At 48.0% G+C, this 22268-nt stretch carries 17 protein-coding genes and 1 tRNA gene; 8 read left to right on the top strand and 10 right to left on the bottom strand.

What is annotated here, in order from left to right; all coding sequences use genetic code 11:
• The first annotated feature begins 413 nt into the window (after window positions 1–413).
• On the top strand, window positions 414–1331 hold the full coding sequence (gene thrB / locus ACTHTS_RS07285) for a homoserine kinase (RefSeq protein ID WP_440369648.1): 918 nt from the start codon (window positions 414–416) through the stop codon (window positions 1329–1331).
• Between the two features lie 42 nt (window positions 1332–1373).
• Here thrB and ACTHTS_RS07280 read toward each other — a convergent pair whose 3' ends face one another.
• The 4 genes from ACTHTS_RS07280 to ACTHTS_RS07265 form a co-directional block, all read right to left on the bottom strand.
• Window positions 1374–2900 (bottom strand): DHA2 family efflux MFS transporter permease subunit, encoded by a 1527-nt coding sequence (locus ACTHTS_RS07280; RefSeq protein WP_440369647.1) that lies wholly within the window; start codon window positions 2898–2900, stop codon window positions 1374–1376.
• Window positions 2901–3001: 101 nt separating this feature from the next.
• Complete coding sequence (locus ACTHTS_RS07275) at window positions 3002–4192, bottom strand: HlyD family secretion protein (protein ID WP_440369646.1); 1191 nt, start codon at window positions 4190–4192, stop codon at window positions 3002–3004.
• A 224-nt stretch (window positions 4193–4416) separates the two neighbouring features.
• Entirely contained in the window at window positions 4417–5823 is a 1407-nt protein-coding gene (locus ACTHTS_RS07270) for an efflux transporter outer membrane subunit (RefSeq protein WP_440369645.1), read from the bottom strand.
• Window positions 5824–5872: 49 nt separating this feature from the next.
• On the bottom strand, window positions 5873–6367 hold the full coding sequence (locus ACTHTS_RS07265; RefSeq protein WP_004521040.1) for a MarR family transcriptional regulator: 495 nt from the start codon (window positions 6365–6367) through the stop codon (window positions 5873–5875).
• A 296-nt stretch (window positions 6368–6663) separates the two neighbouring features.
• Between ACTHTS_RS07265 and ACTHTS_RS07260 the strand changes: the two genes are divergently transcribed.
• The gene (locus tag ACTHTS_RS07260; protein ID WP_440369644.1) at window positions 6664–7545 is read left to right on the top strand and encodes a prephenate dehydrogenase; all 882 of its coding nucleotides are present in this window, start codon (window positions 6664–6666) and stop codon (window positions 7543–7545) included.
• 113 nt (window positions 7546–7658) lie between these two features.
• On the opposite strand, the gene hisD is transcribed toward ACTHTS_RS07260, so the two are convergent.
• The 4 genes from hisD to ACTHTS_RS07240 form a co-directional block, all read right to left on the bottom strand.
• Window positions 7659–8951: a histidinol dehydrogenase gene (gene hisD / locus ACTHTS_RS07255; protein WP_440369643.1), complete on the bottom strand. Its 1293-nt coding sequence runs from the start codon at window positions 8949–8951 to the stop codon at window positions 7659–7661.
• Between the two features lie 71 nt (window positions 8952–9022).
• Complete coding sequence (nfsA, locus tag ACTHTS_RS07250; RefSeq protein WP_440369656.1) at window positions 9023–9748, bottom strand: oxygen-insensitive NADPH nitroreductase; 726 nt, start codon at window positions 9746–9748, stop codon at window positions 9023–9025.
• 55 nt (window positions 9749–9803) lie between these two features.
• A complete protein-coding gene (hisG, locus tag ACTHTS_RS07245) occupies window positions 9804–10457 on the bottom strand; it encodes an ATP phosphoribosyltransferase (RefSeq protein ID WP_440369642.1) in 654 nt (217 codons plus the stop codon).
• 82 nt (window positions 10458–10539) lie between these two features.
• A complete protein-coding gene (locus ACTHTS_RS07240) occupies window positions 10540–11202 on the bottom strand; it encodes an SCO family protein (protein ID WP_440369641.1) in 663 nt (220 codons plus the stop codon).
• Window positions 11203–11486: 284 nt separating this feature from the next.
• Between ACTHTS_RS07240 and ACTHTS_RS07235 the strand changes: the two genes are divergently transcribed.
• The 6 genes from ACTHTS_RS07235 (at window position 11487) to porB (ending at window position 17179) form a co-directional block, all read left to right on the top strand.
• Window positions 11487–11571 (top strand) — tRNA-Leu (locus ACTHTS_RS07235).
• Window positions 11572–11960: 389 nt separating this feature from the next.
• Entirely contained in the window at window positions 11961–13688 is a 1728-nt protein-coding gene (ilvB, locus tag ACTHTS_RS07230; RefSeq protein WP_440369640.1) for a biosynthetic-type acetolactate synthase large subunit, read from the top strand.
• A gap of 10 nt (window positions 13689–13698) precedes the next feature.
• Window positions 13699–14190, top strand: a complete 492-nt coding sequence (gene ilvN, locus ACTHTS_RS07225; protein ID WP_003685820.1) for an acetolactate synthase small subunit — start codon at window positions 13699–13701, stop codon at window positions 14188–14190.
• A gap of 66 nt (window positions 14191–14256) precedes the next feature.
• Window positions 14257–14550, top strand: coding sequence for a putative quinol monooxygenase (locus ACTHTS_RS07220; protein WP_070583491.1), 294 nt, complete (start codon window positions 14257–14259; stop codon window positions 14548–14550).
• Between the two features lie 60 nt (window positions 14551–14610).
• On the top strand, window positions 14611–15624 hold the full coding sequence (gene ilvC / locus ACTHTS_RS07215; RefSeq protein ID WP_070646594.1) for a ketol-acid reductoisomerase: 1014 nt from the start codon (window positions 14611–14613) through the stop codon (window positions 15622–15624).
• Between the two features lie 421 nt (window positions 15625–16045).
• Window positions 16046–17179 carry a trimeric porin PorB gene (gene porB, locus ACTHTS_RS07210; protein ID WP_440369639.1) on the top strand — a complete coding sequence of 378 codons (1134 nt, stop codon included), beginning with the start codon at window positions 16046–16048 and terminating at the stop codon, window positions 17177–17179.
• Between the two features lie 184 nt (window positions 17180–17363).
• Here porB and pepN read toward each other — a convergent pair whose 3' ends face one another.
• Both pepN and ACTHTS_RS07200 read right to left on the bottom strand, forming a co-directional pair.
• On the bottom strand, window positions 17364–19985 hold the full coding sequence (gene pepN, locus ACTHTS_RS07205) for an aminopeptidase N (RefSeq protein WP_440369638.1): 2622 nt from the start codon (window positions 19983–19985) through the stop codon (window positions 17364–17366).
• A gap of 155 nt (window positions 19986–20140) precedes the next feature.
• The coding region (locus tag ACTHTS_RS07200; RefSeq protein WP_440369637.1) for a YadA family autotransporter adhesin at window positions 20141–22268 on the bottom strand (2128 nt) is incomplete at its 5' end.

Genomic DNA, 22268 nt, shown 5'->3' with positions numbered 1-22268 from the left:
TCGGTAATCTGTTTTTTTAAAGAGCGAATCGAATTATACAGTACATTTAGCAAATGTCAACTAAAATTATCGAAAATTTTAACTAACTGTGTTATACTATCTGCTTCGTTTTCTTCACCGCGTCAGCGGCGAAGAACCGAACTATACGCCTACCAACAAAACCAGTCAACACCTTTCGCAAAATTATTTCCAGAAATTTAACCACCACCCTGTTTTAACAGGGTTTTTATTTTATAAAAAACTCCAACAACCTTTCTACACTCTCCAAATATACAAAAAATACAAAACAAAGGCCGTCTGAAATGCTATTTCAGACGGCCTTTTGAATTTGACCTTCGCTTTAATTTATATTGTTGCCGCTTGTTTTTTGGTATGATGTTTCTTTGATCCTTTATATCAGCCTCGAGTTTGCTATGTCTGTCTATACAAGTGTTTCCGACGCTCAAATGCGTGACTTCCTTCTGCAATATGATTTAGGAGATTTTGTTTCTTTGCAGGGGATTGCTCAAGGAATTACTAATAGTAATTATTTTTTGACAACTTCAACCGGTCGTTATGTCTTGACTGTTTTTGAGGTTTTGAAATCAGAAGAACTGCCTTTCTTTCTAGAACTAAACCAGCATTTAAGTCTGAATGGGGTTGCTTGCGCTGCTCCGATTGCTCGTAAAGATGGTGGACTGCATTCTATTTTAGCTGGAAAACCTGCTTGCTTGGTAACCTGTTTGAATGGCTCCGATACCGGCTGGCCGACTGAGGCACAATGTTTCCACACTGGTGCGATGTTGGCCAAAATGCATTTAGCCGGCCAAGATTTTCCTTTAAAAATGAAAAATCCCCGTTATGATGGCTGGTGGCATGATGCCTGCACCCAGTTGCTCCCGGTTTTAGATAGCGAAGATGCCAAACTGCTTCAATCTGAAATTACTGCTTTAGATAAAAATCTAGGAGAGCACTTACCTTCCGGTATTATCCATGCCGATTTATTTAAGGATAATGTATTGCTTAACGGAGATGAAGTTTCCGGTTTTATCGATTTCTATTATGCGTGCAACGGTAATTTCATGTACGACCTGGCAATTGCGGTTAACGATTGGGCGCGAACAGCTGATAACAATTTAGACCCTGTCCTTTATGATGCTTTTCTCCATGGCTATGAAAGTGTACGTCCATTATCTGATGAAGAACGTGCATATTTCCCTACTGCACAAAGAGCCGGATGTATTCGTTTCTGGGTATCGCGCCTGCTTGATTTCCATTTCCCTCAATCAGGAGAAATGACGTTTATTAAAGATCCAAATGCATTTAGGGATCTGCTATTGAGTCTTAAATAATATATAGATAAAAGGCCGTCTGAAATTCAGACGGCCTTTTATCTAATGCCCTCCCCCGCCGGAACCGCTAAACGGAGGTCTTGCCAGCCAAATAATGGGAATCATGCTGATAAATATGATGCTGCCTGCCAAGAAGATTTCATTTGAACCAATAATAAAGCCTTGTTGGGAAATGGTACTATTTATCGCAGCCAGGGCTTGTTCTTTGCTCAGGCCATTGGCCATCATGCCTTGAATAGATTGGTTGCTGATTGAGGACAATGAATTAATATGTTCGGTCAGTTGAGTATGGTGCAGAGCTTCGCGCCGTTCCCACATAGTGCTGACAACGGACACTCCTACACCGCCCATAAAGACACGCAAGAAGTTAGACAGGCTACTGGCTGAGGCAATTTGGTTGCCTTTCATATGCGACAGCGTGATACTGGTCAAAGGCAGGAAGAACATGGCTACGCCTAAACCCTGCCAAAACTGCGGCCAAACGACGTTGCTCATATCCATGCCGGCATAGAAATCGGTTCGCCAATGGAATGTGTAGGCAAACACCAAGAAGCTGGCGCTGACAAACAGGCGCATATCGACGCGATTACCAAACTTACCGATAATCGGCGACAGAATAATCGGCAAAAAACCCACCGGCGCAGCAGCCAAACCTGCCCAAGTAGCGGTATAGCCGAGATTTGATTGCAACACTAAAGGCAGCAGAGTCAATGTGCCCATATAGACCATAAAGCCCAACGATGTGGCAACAACGCCTATCGTGAAGTTTCTATTTTTAAACAATGACAAATCGACAATCGGGTATTTCTCGCCCAGCTCCCAAACAATAAAATATGTTAGGAACACCAAAGCGGTAACACCCAAAACGATAATCTCTCCCGAGGCAAACCAGTCCAATTCCTTACCTCTATCAAGCATCATTTGCAATGCACCGACACCGACAATCATCAACACCAGCCCGACATAATCGATTGGCGCCCTGACGATTTCAGTTTCCCTGTGTCGAAGCTGCTTCCAAGCAATAGTTGCAGACAAAATCCCGATCGGGATATTGATAAAGAAAATCCATCCCCAATGCCAGTTGTCCGAGATCCAACCGCCCAAAATCGGCCCCAATACAGGAGCAACAACGACGGTCATTGCCCATAATGCCAGTGCTAATGTTCGTTTTTCAGGCGGATAGGAAGCCATCAACAGGCTTTGGGACAAGGGAATCAATGGCCCGGCAATGAAACCTTGCAATACACGGAAAAAAACCAAGGCTTGAAGATTATGTGCCATACCGCACAGCCATGACGTTACGACAAACCCGATCACAGCGGCGATAAAGATTTTGACCTCGCCAAACCGCTTGGCCAAAAAACCTGTCAAGGGAACGGAAATGGCATTGGCTACGGCAAATGAGGTAATCACCCAAGTCCCCTGCGTGGTAGCCGCGCCTAAATCCCCTGCAATAACAGGCACGGCGACGTTGGCGATGGTGCTATCCAAGACTTCCATAAATACGGCCAAGCTGAGCGCCAAAGTTGCCAACACCAGCTTAAACCCTTGTAACGGCGGATAATTCATATTTATAAACTATAAGACAACCGCCAAAGCGGTCGATTGAAGAGAATCAATATTTCAGACGGCCTGAGCCTTCAATAAAAGACTCAGGCCGTCTGAAAAGATTATTTTGCGTATTGCTCGAAGATTTTATCGACTAAAGCATCGGCGGCTTTCCAATCCACACTTTCCGTTTCCGGCAAGGCAGTATTCCGTTCCGCTTCGGCAGTCATGGCTTTACCGCTGCCCTTCTCGGCAATATCGACTTTAACAGTCATCGACAAACCGACACGGAGCGGATTTTGTTGCAATTCTTTGGCATCCAAACTGATACGCACCGGTACACGTTGCACAACTTTAATCCAGTTGCCCGTTGCGTTTTGTGCTGGCAGTAATGAGAACGCACTGCCCGTACCGGCCGACAAGCCCATTACCTTGCCATGGTAAACCACTTTGCTGCCGTACAAATCGGCTGTCATTTCAACAGGCTGGCCGATTTTCATTTTGCGCAGTTGCGATTCTTTAAAGTTGGCATCCACCCATAATTCAGATAGAGGCACAACAGCCATCATCGGCGTACCTTGCACGATACGTTGGCCGACTTGGACATTTCGTTTGGCAATTTGGCCGCTGATCGGAGAACGGATTTGCGTACGTTGCAGATTCAGCCAAGCGTCTTTAATGTGGCTGATGGCCGTCTGAACTGCCGGTTGTTGGCGCAGAGGAATATTACTGCCCAACGCTGCCTGAGCAGAAACTTCTTCTGCCTCAACCGCTTTCAATGCAGCCTGAGCCTGAACCACAGCGGCGCGGGCATGGCTGAGTTCTTCACCGGAAACCGCTTCCGTACCCGCTAAAGATTCGCGGCGGCGCAAATCGGCTTGCGCACGGGCCAAATCGGCTTTGCGCAACAACACTTGCGCTTTAGCTTTTGAATTGACCGCAGTTTGCTGTTTGTTTTGACGGATGGCCTGAATCAATTCATTTTGCGCGCGATCGTATGCCAGCTGAAAATCGCTGTCGTCCAAAGCCACCAACACATCGCCTTTTTTCACGACATCCGTATCGTCATACATGACTTTGCGCACCGTGCCGTTTACCTGCGGCGTGATCATCACCAAATGACCGGCCACATAAGCATCTTCCGTTTCTTCTTCATGCTGCCAAAACAGGAAATACGCCAAAGCGAATCCGGCCGCTGTAATAAGGAATAGAAGTGTAACGATAACCAAATTGCGTTTGCGATGCGTTTTAACGCCGGAAGCGGCTACTTCCGTTTCTTTTTGGACATTATTTTTTTCTGATTGAGTATCCATAAGTCCTAACTTTAATTCTGCACATGTGATAACGATATTATTGTCTTGTCGGGCAGCTGACTTATATCATCAGTCCCCAATACGCGTGTTTAACGCGCTAAAGGGTCATATTCTATAGTTACACTCTATTCATTACAATAATTTCTTCCGGTAGCAAATGTAAATAAAGTAAGCAAAAGGCCGTCTGAAATTACTTACAGACGGCCTACGTTTTAATAAAACGTTTATTTCTTATTCAATTTAAAGCCTCCGCCCAACTGGGCATTGAGGTTACTCCAAGCTGTCAGATATTCTGCATGGTATTGAACCGCCGACATTTTTGTACGCGCAGCCTCGTCTTGTTTTTGCAAGGCGGTCAAGCCGTTATCCAAGCCAGCACGAACACGTCCTTTCGCATTTTGCACAGATTTATCGGCGATATTGACCATCTTATTCCAAGTATCTTGTCGGCTTTTCAGGCTTTGATAGTCGACTACAGCGTCTGCCGCCGAACGCATGGCATTCAAAACAGTTTGGTCATACACGGCAACCTGCTCGTTATACTGGGCACGTTTGCCCGCCAATTTGGATTGCAGCGCGCCGGAGGTGAACAATGGCAGATTCAAAGCCGGAACGATGCCCAACATACCGGATGTCCGTCCGCGAATCAGATTGAACGCATCAATGTGCGTCATACCTGCCAAAACTTTCAACTCGATATTCGGATAAAACTCTGCTTCAGTCGATTTGACGATATGCCATTTCTCTTCAAGCAAGGCTTTTTGCGCCGCAATATCGGGGCGAGCCGCCAGCAAGTCCGCTTCAATACGGCTAACCGGCAATGACGGCACAGCTGCCATTTTTTCCGGAACCTGTCCATTCAATGCACCCGGCACTCGGCCGGTCAATACAGCCAGACTGTTGCGGATTTTCTCATTTTTCTGAGTCCATGCTGATTTTTCAAGCTGCAATTGTTGTTGCGCCATTTCCAGAGCATGCAAGGCATCGGCAGGAGCCAGCTGCGCTTTAACGCGTTGTTGCATCAGTTTCAATGCTTTATCCGCCAGCTCTATGCGCGTATCCAGCAGCGCCAGTTGTTCTGTCGCCATCTGCCACGCAAAATATTGGGCAGCAACAGCATGAGCCAGCTCGGTGCGGACATGCTGCGCTTCATATACCGCAGCCCTACTTTTTCCTAAAACAGCTTGAATTTGCTCTCGGTTTTTACCCCAAAAGTCGAAAACCAAACTGCCTTGTAAGGCTGCGTGCGCCAAAACCAATGTATGGTCGGTATCGACCGTACCGGCTTGAGGTTTAGGTGAAACATAGGTACCAATACCGGTTACACCCAAGCCGACTTGCGGTTTGTTTGCGGCTCCTACAACGCCCAGCTGCGCCTGAGCCTGCTCAAACCTTGCCTTGACGACACGCAGATTGGTAGACATCTGAATGGCGGAAGCAATCAAATTGTTTAATTTTTTATCTTTCAGCTTCATCCACCAGCCGTCTTGGGCAGTAGCGGCAGATTGGCCTTGCGGCAGCGGATAGGCTGTTGTCTCATCCAAAGGCGACTGTTTGCCGAACGGCGCACATGCCGCCAACAGCGAAACAGCGGCAACGCATACGCTTGATTTGACCAAACCTAATTTCATACAGACTCCGTTTATGTGTGCCTGCCGCAGACCTTCAGGCCGTCTGTTGTTAATTACCCAAACGGTTCAACAGTTTACCTAACAGGTGTTGCAGCGTATCATAATCCTCTTTCGTGAAATCTTCCCACGCCTGGCCGCTCTGACGGGCAATTTGCGGCCATACTTCGTGGATGAAGGTCTCACCTGAAGGGGTCAATTTTAGCACAATCTGACGACGGTCTTTCTGATTGATATAACGCTCTACCCAGCCGCGCTCAACCATATCGTCCGACAGGCGTGTTGCACTGGTGCGCGTCAAGTCCATCAGATCGCTCAAGCGCGAAGGCAGGATTTCGCTGTTTGGGCTGACGTAAACCGCCATCAGGGAAAACCACAGGTTTTCATTGATGCCGAACGCTTTCAGGTTTTCGTTCAAATGGCTGCTCAAACGTTCGGTTACGATGCGCAACATGCGGGATACTTGGTTTTGCTGCTCTGGAAACTGCGGCAGACGGGTAGAAAGCAAACGCATTGCGTTAACTAATTCGGTTTGTGAAAAACTCATAAATTCCTTCTTTCTGAGTGAGTTATTTTATTCGATATCAATCAAAATAAAATATGATGTAATAATTTATTTTAAGATACCAATTACTTACTTTAAGACGTTATACTAATTCAGATGATTATTTTAGTGTATGAAAATCTGATAATCGGTTACATGCTCCTACTAAACGGAGTTTTCTATGCCTAAATCATGAAAATTCGACCATAAAAAAGGCCGTCTGAAACCTTGATGACAACTTTCAGACGGCCTCCATAACGGATTAAAATAAGTTTTTCCACTTAAGCCGGATTCAAACCATGAACACTTCCGCCTTTTTTTCCCACATTACCCTTATCGGCGTCGGTTTAATCGGCGGTTCGTTCATGCTCGACCTCAAACGCTTGGGACTGGTGCAAACCGTTACCGGCATCGACACCAATGCCGACAACCTCAATTACGCACTCGAATGCGGCATCATCGACCATGCCTATCCGAATATTTGCACCGAAAGCATCGGCAATGCCGATTTGGTTTTGATTGCCACTCCAGTCTCCGTCCTGCCTGACGTATGCCGCGACATCAAGCCCTTCTTAAAAGACACCGCCTGCGTTTCCGATGTCGGCAGCACTAAACAATCGGCACTCAATGCCTTCCGCACTCACTTATCCGACCGCCTGCCGCAATGTTTTGCCGCCCACCCGATTGCCGGCTCGGATCAAAGCGGGGCAAAATCCGCGCGTTGCGGTTTGTTTCAAAACAGCCGCCTGATTATTACGCTACACGGCCAAGAGGCTTCAGATGGCCTGAGACGGCTGAAAAGCCTGTGGCAGGCAGTTGGTTCGCAAATCTCTACCATGAACGCCGAAGAACACGACAATATTTTTGCCGCCGTTTCCCACTTGCCGCACTTGGCCGCCTTTGCCTATGTCCACGCTTTGGTCGACCATCCGCATGGCAAAGACTACCTCCCCTATGCCGCCACCGGCTTTCGCGACTTTACCCGCATTGCCTCCAGCCACCCTGCCGTCTGGACAGACATCTGCCTGGCCAACCGCCCTGCCCTGCTCAAACTGACCGGCGACTTGAAAGAACAATTATCCAAATTAGAACAACTCCTTTCAGAAGGCAACAAAACCGAGCTTTACCGCTATTTTGAAGAAGCCGCACAAATGCGTAATGACTGGCTGAAAAACCGTTAAACCTGTTTTCAGACGGCCTGATACCTTCTCAGCTAAAATCTTCATCACAATAAAAAGGGCATCTGTTTAGATGCCCTTTTTTTGATTTCTTACGACTTTAACCAACGTTTCACTCAGTCTTTCAAACGGAACTCAGCCGCTCTGGCGTGCGCGGTCAAGCTTTCGCCATGCGCCAACACGCTGGCGGTTTTACCCAACTTCTGCGCGCCTTGTTCTGAAACCTGAATCAGACTGGAGCGTTTTTGGAAATCATATGTTCCCAAAGGAGAAGAGAAACGCGCCGTGCGGCTGGTCGGCAAAACGTGGTTGGGGCCAGCGCAATAGTCGCCAAGGCTTTCACTGGTATAGCGTCCCATGAAAATCGCACCGGCATGGCGGATTTTTTTCGCCCACTCTTGCGGATTTTCGACCGACAGTTCCAAGTGTTCGGGAGAAATATAGTTGGCGATTTCACAGGCTTCGTCCAAATCTTTAGCCAAAATCATTGCACCGCGGTTGCCCAATGAAGCTTCAATAATCGCACGGCGCGGCATGGTTTCGATCAAGCGGTTCATGGCCGTCTGAACTTCGTCCAAATATGCTTGGGAAGTACCGATCAAAATCGCTTGTGCAATTTCATCGTGTTCCGCCTGACTGAACAAATCCATGGCCACCCAATCGGCAGGCGTCGTGCCATCGGCAATCACCAAAATTTCAGACGGCCCTGCCACCATATCAATGCCGACCACGCCGAACACGCGACGTTTGGCCGCAGCGACAAAAGCATTGCCCGGACCGGTAATCTTATCGACTTGAGGCACCGATTCCGTACCATAAGCCAAAGCCGCAACTGCCTGCGCGCCGCCGACCGTAAACACTTTGGTTACACCGGCCACAAAAGCAGCCGCCAACACGATATCGTTGCGCTCGCCTTTCGGAGTGGGAACAACCATGATGATTTCTTTCACGCCTGCGACATGGGCGGGCATAGCATTCATAATGACGGAACTCGGATAAGCGGCTTTGCCGCCGGGGACGTAAATGCCGACGCGGTCAAGCGGCGTAATCTGTTGACCCAAAAGTGTGCCGTCTTCGTCTTCGTAAGTCCACGACTCCATTTTTTGGTGTTTATGGTAGCTTTCCACCCGTCTCGCGGCCGTTTTCAAGGCTATCTGAATGTTTTCGGGCAAACGCTCAAACGCAGACTGCAAATCGTCTTGCGTCAGGATTAAATCGTCGATGGTTTGAGCGGATGTACCGTCAAAGCGGTTGGTGTATTCAATCAGCGCCGCATCGCCACGTTTTTGAACATCGGCGCAGATGTCGGCAACAATACGGTCGATTTCAGGGTTTTGCGCGGTTTCAAAAGCGAGTAACGCTTTGAGTTCGGCTTGAAAATCAGGGGATTGGGTGTCGAGTTTCTTCATGGTTTGCTCTCTTCTTTGTTTTATTCCTATTGTTTTCAGACGGCCTCAGCCACACACAGGCCGTCTGAACATTATCTTTTCAAAAAACCTTTTTTCTGCAAAAACACCAACATATGCGGCCGCACAGGATTGCCCAAGGTTTTGGCCAGCGATTCTTTCCAAGGTATCGGCCTGCCCTTGCGTAACTCATAATAATCCGCTACTGCCTGATTATAGGCTTCAACGGCATCGGCATTCAGGCTCGGACAGGCGTTTTCGGCGTACACCATTTCCTTCGGCAGGCGCGGTTTGAACGGCGGGTCTTGGTCGGGATAACCGAGGCAGAGCCCCACCAAAGGCACGCAATAATCCGGCAGGTTCAATACGTCCGACACTTTTTGCGCATTATTGCGCAATGCGCCAATATACACGCCGCCCAGCCCAAGCGATTCGGCGGCAAGCAATACGTTTTGCGCCATAATGCCTGCATCGACCGCGCCAATCAGGGTGACTTCCGCCCAATCAATTTGCGCATCGGGAAACATTGCTTTGTGTTTGGAAAAATCGATGCAAAACAATAAAAATTCCGCACAATGGACAATATAAGGTGCGCTTCCAGCCGCTTCATGTATTCCCTGCCTCAGCGCAAGGTCGGATACGCGGATGATGGAAACGCATTGCAGGTTGTTGGAAGTCGAAGCCTGCTGCCCCGCACGCACCAGCGTATCGAGGATTTCATCGGCAATCGGCTCGGAAGTAAACCTACGGATGGAGCGATGGGAAAGAATCGTATCAAGTGTCGGCTTGCTTTGCATCATGACGGGGCTTTCAAACTGGGTTGGCAAACAGGTTTTCAATGTCTATCCAAAATTTTCAGACGGCCTTAGCGACATTTTCAAATGCCTGAATAATCGGATTCAACAGCTCATATTTGGTTTTCAACGCCGCTTTATTGACCACCAAGCGGCTGGAAATATCAGCCACATGTTCCACAGCTTCCAAACCATTGGCCTTCAATGTATTGCCGCTGGAAACCAAATCGACAATTGCGTCGCTCAAACCGACCAAAGGCGCAAGCTCCATCGAGCCGTACAGTTTGATGATGTCCACATGCACACCCTTGTCGGCAAAATGTTCGGCGGCGATGTCGGGATATTTGGTGGCAATCCGCAAGCGGCTGCCAGGTTTGGACGCAGCGGCGTAATCAAAACCTTTTTTAACCGCAACCATCATGCGGCATGAGGCGATGTGCAAATCCAAAGGTTGATACAGGCCATCTCCGCCATGCTCGATCAGCACGTCCTTACCGGCAATACCGAAATCCGCCGCACCATATTGCACATAAGTCGGCACATCGGTTGCACGTACAATTACCAAACGGATATTGTCATGATTCGTGCCAATAATCAGCTTGCGCGATTTTTCCGGCTCTTCCGCAGGCACAATACCGGCGGCGGCCAACAGCGGCAGGGTTTCCTCAAAAATTCGCCCCTTGGATAAAGCAATCGTTAAAAGTGTGTCGGTCATTTTTTTCTTTTCCTTTGCCGTATCAAAAGCAAGAAGGCCGTCTGAAATCCACAACCCATTTCAGACGGCCTCAACTACGGTTTTACAATAAAGTTTTCACATCGGCTGCAATCGTTTCAGGCTCGCTGCCATAAGGCGAGAAAATCGCCACTTCGCCGTTTTTATCAATCAAATATGCACCTGAAGAGTGGTCGACCAAATAGTTTTCACTGTCTTCTTTTTGGTTGACTTTAGCCGATACCACACGGTATTGCTGTTTGATGACAGGCAGGCTTTGATCGCCGGTGGCCGTCAGGCCGATAAAATCGGGGTTGAACTGTTTGGCGTATTTACCGATTACTTCAGGCGTATCGCGCTCAGGGTCGATGCTGACGAATACCACTTTCACGTCTTTAGCCTGGTCGCCCAATTGTTTTAAAGTGTCGCTGTAAGTCAGCAACTCGGTCGGGCACACGTCAGGACAGTGAGTATAACCGAAAGACAGGATAACCACTTTGCCTTTCAAATCGCTCAGGCTGAAAGGTTTGCCGTCGCCATCGGTCAATGTGAAATCGCCGCCAATATCTTCTTTGCGCATATCGGTACCGCGCGCTTGCACTTTGGGCACAGACTCACCGGAAGCAGCAGGCGCAGCAGAAGCGGCAGATGTCGAAGAAGCCTCTTTGGCCTCCTCTTTAGGCTGACAAGCAGCCAGAGCAGCCAACGCAAAAGCACTGAGTAAGAAAGTTCGTGTGACAGAAAGCATAAATTTTCTCCAAAACCGTTTCAAATAAGTGAGGCCAAACAACCGCCCGGCCAATATAAAAACAAAACATCTTCATATTAACGCGTTTGACACATTAAATGTAGCCCTTTTTGCAGATAAATACTGCTTTTTTTGTTTTAAAAATCTGCCTTCCATTTAGATAGCCTTCAAACGCAAAAAGTTTAATTCATTAAAAATCAAACAAATATAAAAATAATCCAATTTTTTTTCAATTACTGCTTTACAAGATTCGAGAACTCGCTATAATGACGACTTCTTCGCTAGCCCAGGTGGCGAAATTGGTAGACGCAGGGGACTCAAAATCCCCCGCCGCAAGGTGTGTCGGTTCGAGTCCGACCCTGGGCACCAAATTAAAAAAACCTCTTGATTCGATCAAGAGGTTTTTTGCTATTCTTTATTTGCAAAAACCTTCTCCTTACTCAAACTGTCAACAATCCACCCACATCAAGCTCAATAAAACTGTTTTTTTATTTCTTTAAAATCAAACGATAATCTATTTTCACTCCTTAAACGTTAAAAGATGAAAGATTTTGTCTTGCTTGTACAGTCGGATTGCGTTATCGTTTCTACTCTTTTTCACAAACTCTGTGTTTCTTTCCAATTGCTTGGATAGTCTGACTGTCATCGTATTCCCTCAGTGCGCGTACCCTAAATCGCTGCTTGGTGGAATTGCATTACAGGTGCTGTGGTGAGGCGGATTGTTCCTATTGGTTTGAAACCATATAAAAGAGGTCAATATGCAATTATCTGGCGCACAAATCATCGTGCAAAGTCTCAAAGCCGAAGGTGTCGAGTATGTATTCGGCTATCCGGGCGGCGCGGTTATCGAAATCTACGATGCCCTTTTCCAACTCAATAAATTCAAGCACATCCTGGTTCGCCACGAGCAGGCAGCCGTACACGCGGCAGATGCCTATGCCCGTGTCAGCGGCAAAGTCGGCGTTGCCTTGGTGACTTCCGGCCCAGGCGCGACCAATGCGCTGACCGGCATCGCCACTGCTTACAGTGACTCTATTCCGTTAGTAGTCATCAGCGGCCAGGTGGGCAACTCCCTTATCGGGACAGACGCATTCCAAGAAGTGGATACAGTCGGCATCACCCGCCCTTGTGTCAAACACAATTTCTTGGTAACCAATATCGCTGAGTTGGCAGACACCATCAAAAAAGCTTTCCAAATTGCCGCAAGCGGCCGTCCGGGTCCAGTTGTTGTCGATGTTCCTAAAGATGTCACCCAAGCAATGGCTAAGTTCAGCTATCCGCAAGAAGACATCTTCATCCGCTCTTACCAACCGGTTGTACAAGGCCACATCGGTCAAATCAAAAAAGCCGTACAAATGCTGGCTTCCGCCAAACGCCCTATTGTTTACTTCGGCGGCGGCGTGGTTTTGGGCAATGCCTCTGAGGAAATGACCAAATTTGTCCGCATGATCGGCGCTCCTTGTACCGGCACATTGATGGGCTTGGGTGCATATCCTTCCAGCGACCGCCAATTCTTGGGTATGCTGGGTATGCACGGCACTTACGAAGCCAACCTCGCCATGCAGAATGCAGACGTTGTACTGGCAATCGGTGCGCGCTTCGATGACCGCGTGATTTCCGTACCGTACAAATTCTTTGAAAAAGCCAAAAAAATTATTCATATCGACGTTGACCCGTCCAGCATTGCCAAACGCGTCAAAGTGGATATCCCGATTGTAGGCGACGTGAAAAACGTATTGTCCGAAATGATTCAATTGTGGGGCAAGCAAGAATCTGCACCTGCAGTCGACTCATTGGATAAATGGTGGAAAAGCATTGAAGAATGGCGTTCGCGCAACTGCCTGTGGTTTGATAATGAAAGCGAAATCATCAAACCGCAATACGTCATTCAAAAACTGGCCGAAATCACCAATAATTCTGCCATCATTACCTCCGACGTCGGTCAACACCAAATGTTTACCGCCCAATATTACCCATTCGAGCGTCCTCGCCAATGGCTCAATTCCGGCGGTTTAGGCACAATGGGCGTCGGCTTGCCATATGCCATCGGTGCGAAACTGGCTGCTCCTGATCAAGATGTATTCTGTATCACCGGCGAAGGTTCGATTCAGATGAACATCCAAGAGCTGTCGACCTGCTTCCAATACCGCGTTCCGGTTAACGTCGTTACCCTGAACAACGGCTACCTCGGCATGGTTCGCCAATGGCAAGAACTTTATTACGGTAACCGTGAATCAGAAACCTATTTCGATTCATTGCCTGATTTTGTCAAACTGGCTGAAGCCTACGGCCATATCGGCATCCGTGTGGACAAAAAATCCGACGTCGAAGGCGCCCTATTGGAAGCATTAAACCAAAAAGACCGTTTGGTATTCCTCGACTTTTTGACAGACAAGAAACAAAACGTACTGCCTATGGTCGGCAACGGCAAAGGTTTGGATGAAATGGTTCTACCGCCGCATATGCGCGATATTGCAAAAGCGTAAGGAGAAAGAAATGCGACATATCTTATCTATTCTGATGGAAAACGAATCAGGTGCGATGAGCCGTGTGGTAGGTTTGTTCTCCGCACGCGATTACAACATCGACTCCCTGGCCGTAGCACCAACCGAAGACAAAACCTTGTCTCGCATGACCATTGTTACCCACGGCGATGAGCACGTCATCGAGCAAATCACCAAACAACTCAACAAACTGATTGAAGTTATCAAAGTGGTCGATTTGAACGAAAGCCGTTTTGTCGAACGCGAGCTGATGTTGGTAAAAGTCCGCGCCGTAGGCAAAGATCGCGATGAATTCCTGCGATTAACCGAAATCTACCGAGGCAGCGTCATTGACGTAACAGACCGCAGCTACACCATCGAAATAACAGGTTCCACCGAAAAACTCGACTCTTTCCTCGAAACAGTCGGTCGCGCTCAAATTTTGGAAACCGTACGCACAGGCGCAGCCGGTATCGGCCGTGGCGAACGTATTTTGAAAATTTAACGCTGTATCGTTCAGACGGCCTTTTACTTTCTACAAAGGCCATCTGAAAAACAGTAGGAGACAAACATGTCAAGCATCCAAATCGTTGCATTAGTTACCGTCAAACCCGAATACACCGAGGCTCTGGCTGCCCAATTTAAAGAATTGGTCAAAGCCAGCCGTGCAGAAGAAGGCAACATCAGCTACGACCTGCACCAAGAAATCGGCAAACCCAACCGTTTCGTATTCGTAGAAAGCTGGAAATCCCAAGCAGCTATTGACGAACACAATGCCAGCGAACATTTCCAAAACTTCGTCAAATCCATCGAAGGAAAAACCGAAGCATTGGAAATTGTCTTGATGAACCAAGTCCCCGCTTAACCCCTATTACTCTTAACTCAACCCGGATTATCCGGAACCCTCTTACACTAAGGAAATAAAATGCAAGTTTATTACGATAAAGACGCTGACCTTTCTCTGATCAAAGGCAAAACCGTTGCCATCATCGGCTACGGTTCACAAGGTCACGCACACGCAGCAAACCTGAAAGATTCCGGCGTAAATGTCGTAATCGGTCTGCGCCAAGGCGGCTCTTGGAAAAAAGCCGAAGCAGCCGGCCACGACGTACGCACCGTTGCTGAAGCAACCAAAGCAGCCGACGTTGTAATGATTCTGTTGCCTGACGAAAACCAACCTATCGTATACAAAAACGAAATCGAGCCAAACTTGAAAGAAGGCGCAGTATTGGCGTTTGCCCACGGCTTCAACGTACACTACAACCAAATCGTACCTCGCGCCGACCTCGACGTTATCATGATCGCCCCTAAAGGCCCAGGCCACACCGTACGCAGCGAATTCCTGAAAGGCGGCGGCGTACCTTCCCTGATCGCCGTTTACCAAGATAAAAGCGGCAAAGCCAAAGACATCGCCCTGTCTTACGCAGCAGCCAACGGCGGCACTAAAGGCGGCGTAATCGAAACCAACTTCCGCGAAGAAACCGAAACCGACCTGTTCGGCGAACAAGCCGTATTGTGCGGTGGCGCAGTTGAATTGGTGAAATGCGGCTTTGAAACTTTGGTTGAAGCCGGTTACGCTCCGGAAATGGCCTACTTCGAATGTCTGCACGAGCTGAAACTGATCGTTGACCTGATGTACGAAGGCGGTATTGCCAACATGAACTACTCCATTTCCAACAATGCCGAATACGGTGAATACGTTACTGGCCCTGAAGTAGTGACTCCTGCAACCAAAGCAGCGATGAAAAAAGCACTGTACCGCATTCAAAGCGGTGAATATGCCAAAATGTTCATCCAAGAAGGCGCGACCAACTACGCCAGCATGACTGCCCGTCGCCGTCTGAACGCCGACCACCAAATTGAAAAAGTTGGTGCACAACTGCGTTCTATGATGCCTTGGATCGCTAAAAACAAACTGGTTGACCAAGACAAAAACTAATCTGTCTGTCAAAAAAATAAAACCTGCCTGATCACTCAGGCAGGTTTTTTATAATTTTAAAACCCAATACACTATAAATCTCACTCAACAAGGCCGTCTGAAAACAATATAAACAACATTTAAACTCCAACCTCAATAAGCCGTCTTTTATGGTTCTCCTAAAATTTCCTTTTAGAAAAACATATTACGAAATAAACAACCATTTCCCATACTTACTCTGTCTGTAAAAAACAACGTTTCCCATACTTACTCTGTCTGTAAAAAACAACGTTTCCCAATAAAATACGCCTAAAACAAGAGGAAAATTTGTCTTCTTAAACCATAACCTTTATATTATGGTCATGGAATCGTTGAAACAGAACGATATCGTAATAAGAAGAACGAATGCTCGCTTCTTCACACTTAAAAAAGGAAAACAGCAATGAAAAAATCTCTGATTGCCCTGACTCTGGCGGCTCTGCCTGTTGCAGCTATGGCTGACGTAACTCTGTACGGTCAAGTAAAAGCCGGTGTTGAAGTATCTAAAGTAAAATTGGGTGAAAAAACCGCTGCTGCACTGGGTAAAGAGAAAAGCTCTAAAACTGCTACTGAAATCGCTGACTTTGGTTCACGCATCGGCTTCAAAGGCCACGAACACTTGGGTAACAACCTGAATGCTATCTGGCAAGTTGAACAAAAAACTTCTATCGCCGGTGGCAATAAAGAGTGGGCTAATCGCGAATCTTTTATCGGTTTGGAAGGCGGCTTCGGTAAAGTACGTGCCGGTAACTTGGACTCTACTGTTAAAAACACCAGCGACAATGTCGACCAATGGGAAAGCAGCAACGGTGCTTTGAACCTGTCTGTATTCACTCGTGTTGACGACAGTAAACGTGCAGTATCTGTCCGTTACGACAGCCCTGTATTCTCAGGCTTCAGCGCAAGCGTACAATACACTCCTCGCGACAACGCTAACCCTTCTGACAAACACACTCATAACGACGCTGCCCAAGACACTTACTACGCTGGCCTGAACTACGAAAACTCTGGTTTCTTCGGTCAATACGCTGGTGGTTTCCGTAAAAATTCTGTAGGCACTAAAGATGGTAACGTACAACGTTTGGTAGCTGGTTACGATGCTAACAATCTGTTTGTATCTGTAGCCGGTCAATACGCTAAAAACTGGGAAACTTTGGGTGATTACGCTCAAGCCCAATCTAACGGTGTTGTAACTGATGCTATGCGCACTGCTGGCACTAACGCTTCCAACGCAGTATTCGGTACTGATGCTACCTTGGATGGTGAAGGTGTTAAAACTATCGAAGTTGCTGCTACTGCCGCTTACCGCGCTGGTAACGTAACTCCTCGCGTTTCTTACGCTCACGGCTTCAAAGCTAAAGCTGCCGGCAAAAAACTGAAAGGCACTCAATACGACCAAGTTATCGTTGGTGCTGACTACGACTTCTCTAAACGCACTACTGCTCTGGTTTCTGCCGGCTGGTTGCGTGGTGCTGAGTCTGGCCCTCACAAAGTTGAAACCATCTCTGGTTTGGTTGGCCTGCGTCACAAATTCTAATCTTCGGATTAGTATGAAAAGAGCCTGTTTTATGCAGGCTCTTTTTTTATTCATATTCCCTACCCTCAACGAAAATTGATTTAAGCGTTGACATACGAAAGGCCGTCTGAAACCAATCGGTTTCAGACGGCCTTTAGTCTATCTATCCTTATTGCCAAATGACAATAAGTTCAACAGACAAGCTTTATTTTTCATTCAGAATCTTACCGACAATCTCGCCCACATCTTTGGACAAACCTTCTTGTGCATTAATGCGTTGTAATTCTTTGATCATGACGGCTTTGCGGTTGGCTTCCAATTTGTTGCAGATGTTGAAAGCCTGCACCAGTCGGGCGGCAACCTGCGGGTTAAAGCGGTCGATCTCCATCACTTTATCGGCTACAAAGCGGTAGCCGCTGCCGTCTTCTGCATGGAAGTGCGGAATATTGCGGCTGAAGCTCATCAATAAAGAACGGGCTTTATTTGGATTTTCAATACTGAACTTAGGATGACTCAAGGCCGTCTGAACTTGCTGTAAAGTATCTTTGCGGCGACTTGAGGCAATCAGGGCAAAGTATTTGTCCATTACCAAAGCATCATCGGCAAACTTATCAGCAAATTGCGTCAACAAACGATCGCGGATTTCGCTTTCATTGCTGTTGATTGCGGATAAGATACCCCATTCGTGGGTCATGTTTTGCGCCATTGCTGCGTAATTCTCCGCAACGTGTTCGATATGCGCAGCGTCAGCACGAAGGATAAATGCCCTGCAAGCATTACGCAAAGTACGCCAGCCGGCCAGTTCCGGACTGTATTCATAACGAACAGCGGCATCGGCTTGGTTTTCTTGCTCGGTAGCTTGACGGTTCAGCTCGCGCCATTGAGGCAGGAACTTGACAGCAACGGCATTGAGTAAGGCTTCACGCGCCTGATGAACTTGAATTGGGTCAATATTTTCTTCTTCCGCCCATACATCGGTTTCAGACGGCATTTGCAGCAAAATGGCGCGGAATGCCGGGTCGAAATTACCGGAAACCACCAAAGCTAAAGCATCCATCAAGGCTTTGTGTTCAGGCAAAGGACGGCCTTCCGCCAATGCCTGACGGTTGGCGTTAATGGCACGATGGTACAAGGTTTGAGCAACCTCCCAGCGGGCAAACTCATTTTCATCTGCCGCCAGTAAAGTGGCCAATTCTTGCTCGCTGTATGGATAGTTCAGGGTAACCGGTGCAGAGAAATCACGCAGCAGAGACGGGATAACCGGCTCATTGACGCCGCCCAACACAAAAGTCTGCTCAGCTTCAGTCAATACCAAAACCGCCTCTTTCACACGTTTGCCTTGATATTCAAACTCAACCGCTTCGCCTTTTTCATTCAGTAAACCGGTTTTGACCGGAATCATCATCGGCTGTTTGTCCGCCATATCGGGCGTTGCCGGAATGGTTTGTTTGATGGTCAATTCAAATGCACCATCTTTCAGACGGCCTTGAGCATCTAGAACCGGCGTACCGGCTTGGCTGTACCACAAAGCAAACTGATCAAGATTGATGCCGTTTGCGTCTGCCATTGCGGCACGGAAATCATCGCAGGTTACTGCCTGACCGTCGTGGCGTTGGAAATACAACTTCATGCCTTTTTGGAAGCCCTCTTCTCCGAGCAAGGTGTGATACATGCGCACTACTTCCGCACCTTTTTCATAGACGGTCATGGTGTAGAAGTTGTTCATTTCTTCATAGCTGGCCGGGCGGACAGGATGCGCAGTCGGGCCTGCATCTTCTGGGAATTGGAACAAGCGCAGCATGCGGACATTGTCGATACGGCGTACCACACGGCTGGCCCGGTCGCCGGAAAACTCTTGATCGCGGAAAACGGTCAAACCTTCTTTCAGCGACAATTGGAACCAATCTCGGCAGGTCACGCGGTTGCCTGTCCAGTTGTGGAAATATTCGTGTCCGACAACAGATTCGATGCCTTCAAAATCGGTATCGGTCGCGGTACGGCTGTTGGCCAGCACAAACTTGGTATTGAAAATATTCAAACCTTTATTTTCCATCGCGCCCATATTGAAATCGCCCACGGCAACGACCATGAAAATATCCAAGTCGTATTCCAAACCGAAGCGTGTCTCGTCCCATTTCATCGCATTTTTCAACGATTCTACGGCAAAACCGACTTTAGGTTTGTCTATCTCAGTGGTGTAGAACTCGATTTTGACCTTACGGCCGCTCATGGTCGTAAAATAATCTTCCGTTACCGCCAAATCGCCTGCCACCAAAGCAAAAAGATAGCTCGGTTTGGCAAACGGGTCTTCCCATTTCACCCAATGACGGCCGTCTGAAAACTCGCCGCCATCGATTTTATTGCCGTTAGACAGCAACACCGGATAGCGTTTTTTGTCTGCAACGATCGTGGTGGTAAATTTAGACATGACATCCGGACGGTCGATGTAGAAGGTAATTTTGCGGAAACCTTCCGGTTCGCATTGGGTAAACAGGTTGCCGCCGGAAGCATACAGACCCATCAGAGATTTGTTCTCAGCCGGCAAAATTTCGGTTTCTACTTCCAGCGTGAAGTTTTCAGACGGCACGCCTGCAATCGTCAATTTTTCGTCTTCCAACACATAATCTACGGCCTGACCGTTTACTTTCACAGACAGCAGTTTTGCTGATCCATCCAATACCAATGGCTCCCCTGCTCTTTCAGGTTGAACGGTCAGACTGGATTTGACGATGGTTTGCGGTTCTAAAATATCGAAATGCAGGTCGGTTTTCAGAATACGGTACGCTGGCGCGGCGTAGTCTTTCAAATAATGGATGGTTTTGCTCATTTGTTCTCTTTCAGAGTCATGCGGTAAATAGATGAAGCATATCGTTTCAGATAGCCTAAATTCAAGTGTTTTCAGAAAAAAAGGCCGTCTGAAACCTAAAATTTCAGACGGCCTCCCTATTCAGGCAGCAAATCTAGTTGCCTGTCATTGCCAACTTACCACTGATACAGCGCACCGGCACCGACACCGACATGACCGTCGGTATTGGCCGAGAAGTTGCCTTTGACAATCCAGTTGCCGCCATCGCTCATCGCAGACACGCCGATGGCCATGGCAGACTGACCACCGTAGTAGCCGCTGCCGACGCCGATACCGGTCGCACCCGGACGGGTTACTTGCGGAATCGAGCCTTGGGCAATCGCGCCGGCCACACCCGCGTAGGCTTTCTTACCTACTTGGTTGATGTTGTTCTGCAACTCGGTACCCAAACCAATCAACTGGTTCACGTTTGCCGCGTCTGTACCGTCTTTACCCGGAGCCACGTTGGTAATGCGTTGGCCGCCGTTGTTCAGACCGACAGGAGACAGTTTGACTTGGTTGTTCGGATTGTTTTCAGTCGGCGCAGCGATGGTTACGCCATCGTTGTTGACCACGGTATTGCCTGCGGTCAGACCGTCTTTGTTCAACGCAACTTTATCGCCGACTTTCACGCCGTCGTTATTCATCACAGTATCGCCTGCTTTGAATGTATCGGCATTCACTGTCTTCACGCTAATCTCGTCAGCCAACTTCAGTTGAGCGCCACCGGCTACGGTTTCGCTGATGATGTTGCTGTCGCCTTTAACGTTGATGGTATCGCCCAACGCGTAGTTGTTGCTGCCGGTCGTACCGCCGAAGTTAATGCCTTTGGCGATAGTCGCAGCATTGTTGGCTACGTTTTGGTTGGTTGCGTACAACTGGCTGCCGTTGACGGCATCTTTGCTGTTGGTATTGATGTCGCCATCCGCTACATTGGTTACTTTGTTGCCCGCATTGTCCAAGCCGTCTTTAGTCAGGTTTACCTTGCCTGCTTTCAAGCCATCTTTGTTCAATGCAACATCGTCACCAACTTTGACACCGTCAGTATTCACTGCGGTATCGCCTGCTTTCACGCTGTCAACATCCAAGTCTTTATCGGTTGCCACCTCGTAAACAGTTTGACCCTTGTCGCCTGTTTTCTGAGTAACAACGATATTCTTACCTTGAACGACTTCAGTCTTAGATGCAGCGGCAGCTTGTTTCAGTTGAGAAACATTGACTGCATCGGTGTCATCCGTACCAGCCGCAACGTTGGTAATCTTATTGCCGCCATTGTTCAAGCCAGCTTTGGTCAGGTTCACATCGCCTGCTTTCAAGCCGTCTTTGTTCAATGCAACATCATCACCGACTTTCACACCGTCATTATTCATCACGGTATCGCCTGCGGTAACGCTGTCGACTTTCAGGTTTTTATCGGTAGCCACTTTGTAAATGGTTTGGCCATTGGCGCCAACATCCTGAGTAACAACAATATTATCGCCTTGAACGACTTCAGTCTTAGCCGCAGCCGCAGCTTTGTTCAACTGAGCAACATTCACCGCATCAGTGTCATCAGTACCGGCCGCAACATTGGTAATCTTGTTGCCGCCGTTGTTCAAGCCGGCTTTAGTCAGGTTGACATCACCAACTTTCACGCCGTCAGTATTGACTGTGGTATCGCCGGCTTTCACGCTGTCAACTGCCAAGTCTTTAGCCAATTTGACTTCCAACTTATCAGAGCCATTCGCTACAACGCCGATATTGCCGTCTGAAAGTTTGGCTGCATCGGTTTGACCGCCAACAATATTCAGCTTCGTACCCGGTTTGCGTTCAACATCTTTGCCACTGTCGCCGCCGAAAGTCAAAGGCAGATTGGCAGTTGCATTAACGGCTTTGATCGCATCGTGGATGTTGTTCTCACCAGTACCGCCAATATCGGTCATGCTGATGTTGCCGCCATTATTGGCCGCATTGCCACCCAATACATTTACCAACTGATCTTGGGCTGCATTCAGCTGCTCTTCAGTCGCCGCACGTTTGCCTTTGGCAAAGTCGCTGCCGCCCAAAGTCGTATTGCTCAAGCCGCTGACTTCGCCTTTGTCGCCATCGATTTTCACCGGAGCCGCTTGACCGACATTCAACACATCGGCCAGTTTCAGCTGTGCACCACCGGCTACGGTTTCGCTGATGATGTTGCTGTCGCCTTTAACGTTGATGGTGTCGCCCAATGCGTAGTTGTTGCTGCCGGTCGTACCGCCGAAGTTGATGCCTTTGGCGATAGTCGCA

Source organism: Neisseria sp. P0019.S003, assembly GCF_051957115.1.
In the GTDB taxonomy this organism is placed as follows: Bacteria; Pseudomonadota; Gammaproteobacteria; order Burkholderiales; family Neisseriaceae; genus Neisseria; species Neisseria flavescens_D.
Note: the sequence above shows the minus strand (reverse complement) of the source record. Positions and strands in the feature narration are given on the sequence as shown.

Bases quoted from the DNA above. Each gene is read 5' to 3' on its own strand.
- thrB (WP_440369648.1), top strand. From the start codon at position 414: ATGTCTGTCTATACAAGTGTTTCCGACGCTCAAATGCGTGACTTCCTT.
- ACTHTS_RS07280 (WP_440369647.1), bottom strand. From the start codon at position 2,900: ATGAATTATCCGCCGTTACAAGGGTTTAAGCTGGTGTTGGCAACTTTG.
- ACTHTS_RS07275 (WP_440369646.1), bottom strand. From the start codon at position 4,192: ATGGATACTCAATCAGAAAAAAATAATGTCCAAAAAGAAACGGAAGTA.
- ACTHTS_RS07270 (WP_440369645.1), bottom strand. From the start codon at position 5,823: ATGAAATTAGGTTTGGTCAAATCAAGCGTATGCGTTGCCGCTGTTTCG.
- ACTHTS_RS07265 (WP_004521040.1), bottom strand. From the start codon at position 6,367: ATGAGTTTTTCACAAACCGAATTAGTTAACGCAATGCGTTTGCTTTCT.
- ACTHTS_RS07260 (WP_440369644.1), top strand. From the start codon at position 6,664: ATGAACACTTCCGCCTTTTTTTCCCACATTACCCTTATCGGCGTCGGT.
- hisD (WP_440369643.1), bottom strand. From the start codon at position 8,951: ATGAAGAAACTCGACACCCAATCCCCTGATTTTCAAGCCGAACTCAAA.
- nfsA (WP_440369656.1), bottom strand. From the start codon at position 9,748: ATGATGCAAAGCAAGCCGACACTTGATACGATTCTTTCCCATCGCTCC.
- hisG (WP_440369642.1), bottom strand. From the start codon at position 10,457: ATGACCGACACACTTTTAACGATTGCTTTATCCAAGGGGCGAATTTTT.
- ACTHTS_RS07240 (WP_440369641.1), bottom strand. From the start codon at position 11,202: ATGCTTTCTGTCACACGAACTTTCTTACTCAGTGCTTTTGCGTTGGCT.
- ilvB (WP_440369640.1), top strand. From the start codon at position 11,961: ATGCAATTATCTGGCGCACAAATCATCGTGCAAAGTCTCAAAGCCGAA.
- ilvN (WP_003685820.1), top strand. From the start codon at position 13,699: ATGCGACATATCTTATCTATTCTGATGGAAAACGAATCAGGTGCGATG.
- ACTHTS_RS07220 (WP_070583491.1), top strand. From the start codon at position 14,257: ATGTCAAGCATCCAAATCGTTGCATTAGTTACCGTCAAACCCGAATAC.
- ilvC (WP_070646594.1), top strand. From the start codon at position 14,611: ATGCAAGTTTATTACGATAAAGACGCTGACCTTTCTCTGATCAAAGGC.
- porB (WP_440369639.1), top strand. From the start codon at position 16,046: ATGAAAAAATCTCTGATTGCCCTGACTCTGGCGGCTCTGCCTGTTGCA.
- pepN (WP_440369638.1), bottom strand. From the start codon at position 19,985: ATGAGCAAAACCATCCATTATTTGAAAGACTACGCCGCGCCAGCGTAC.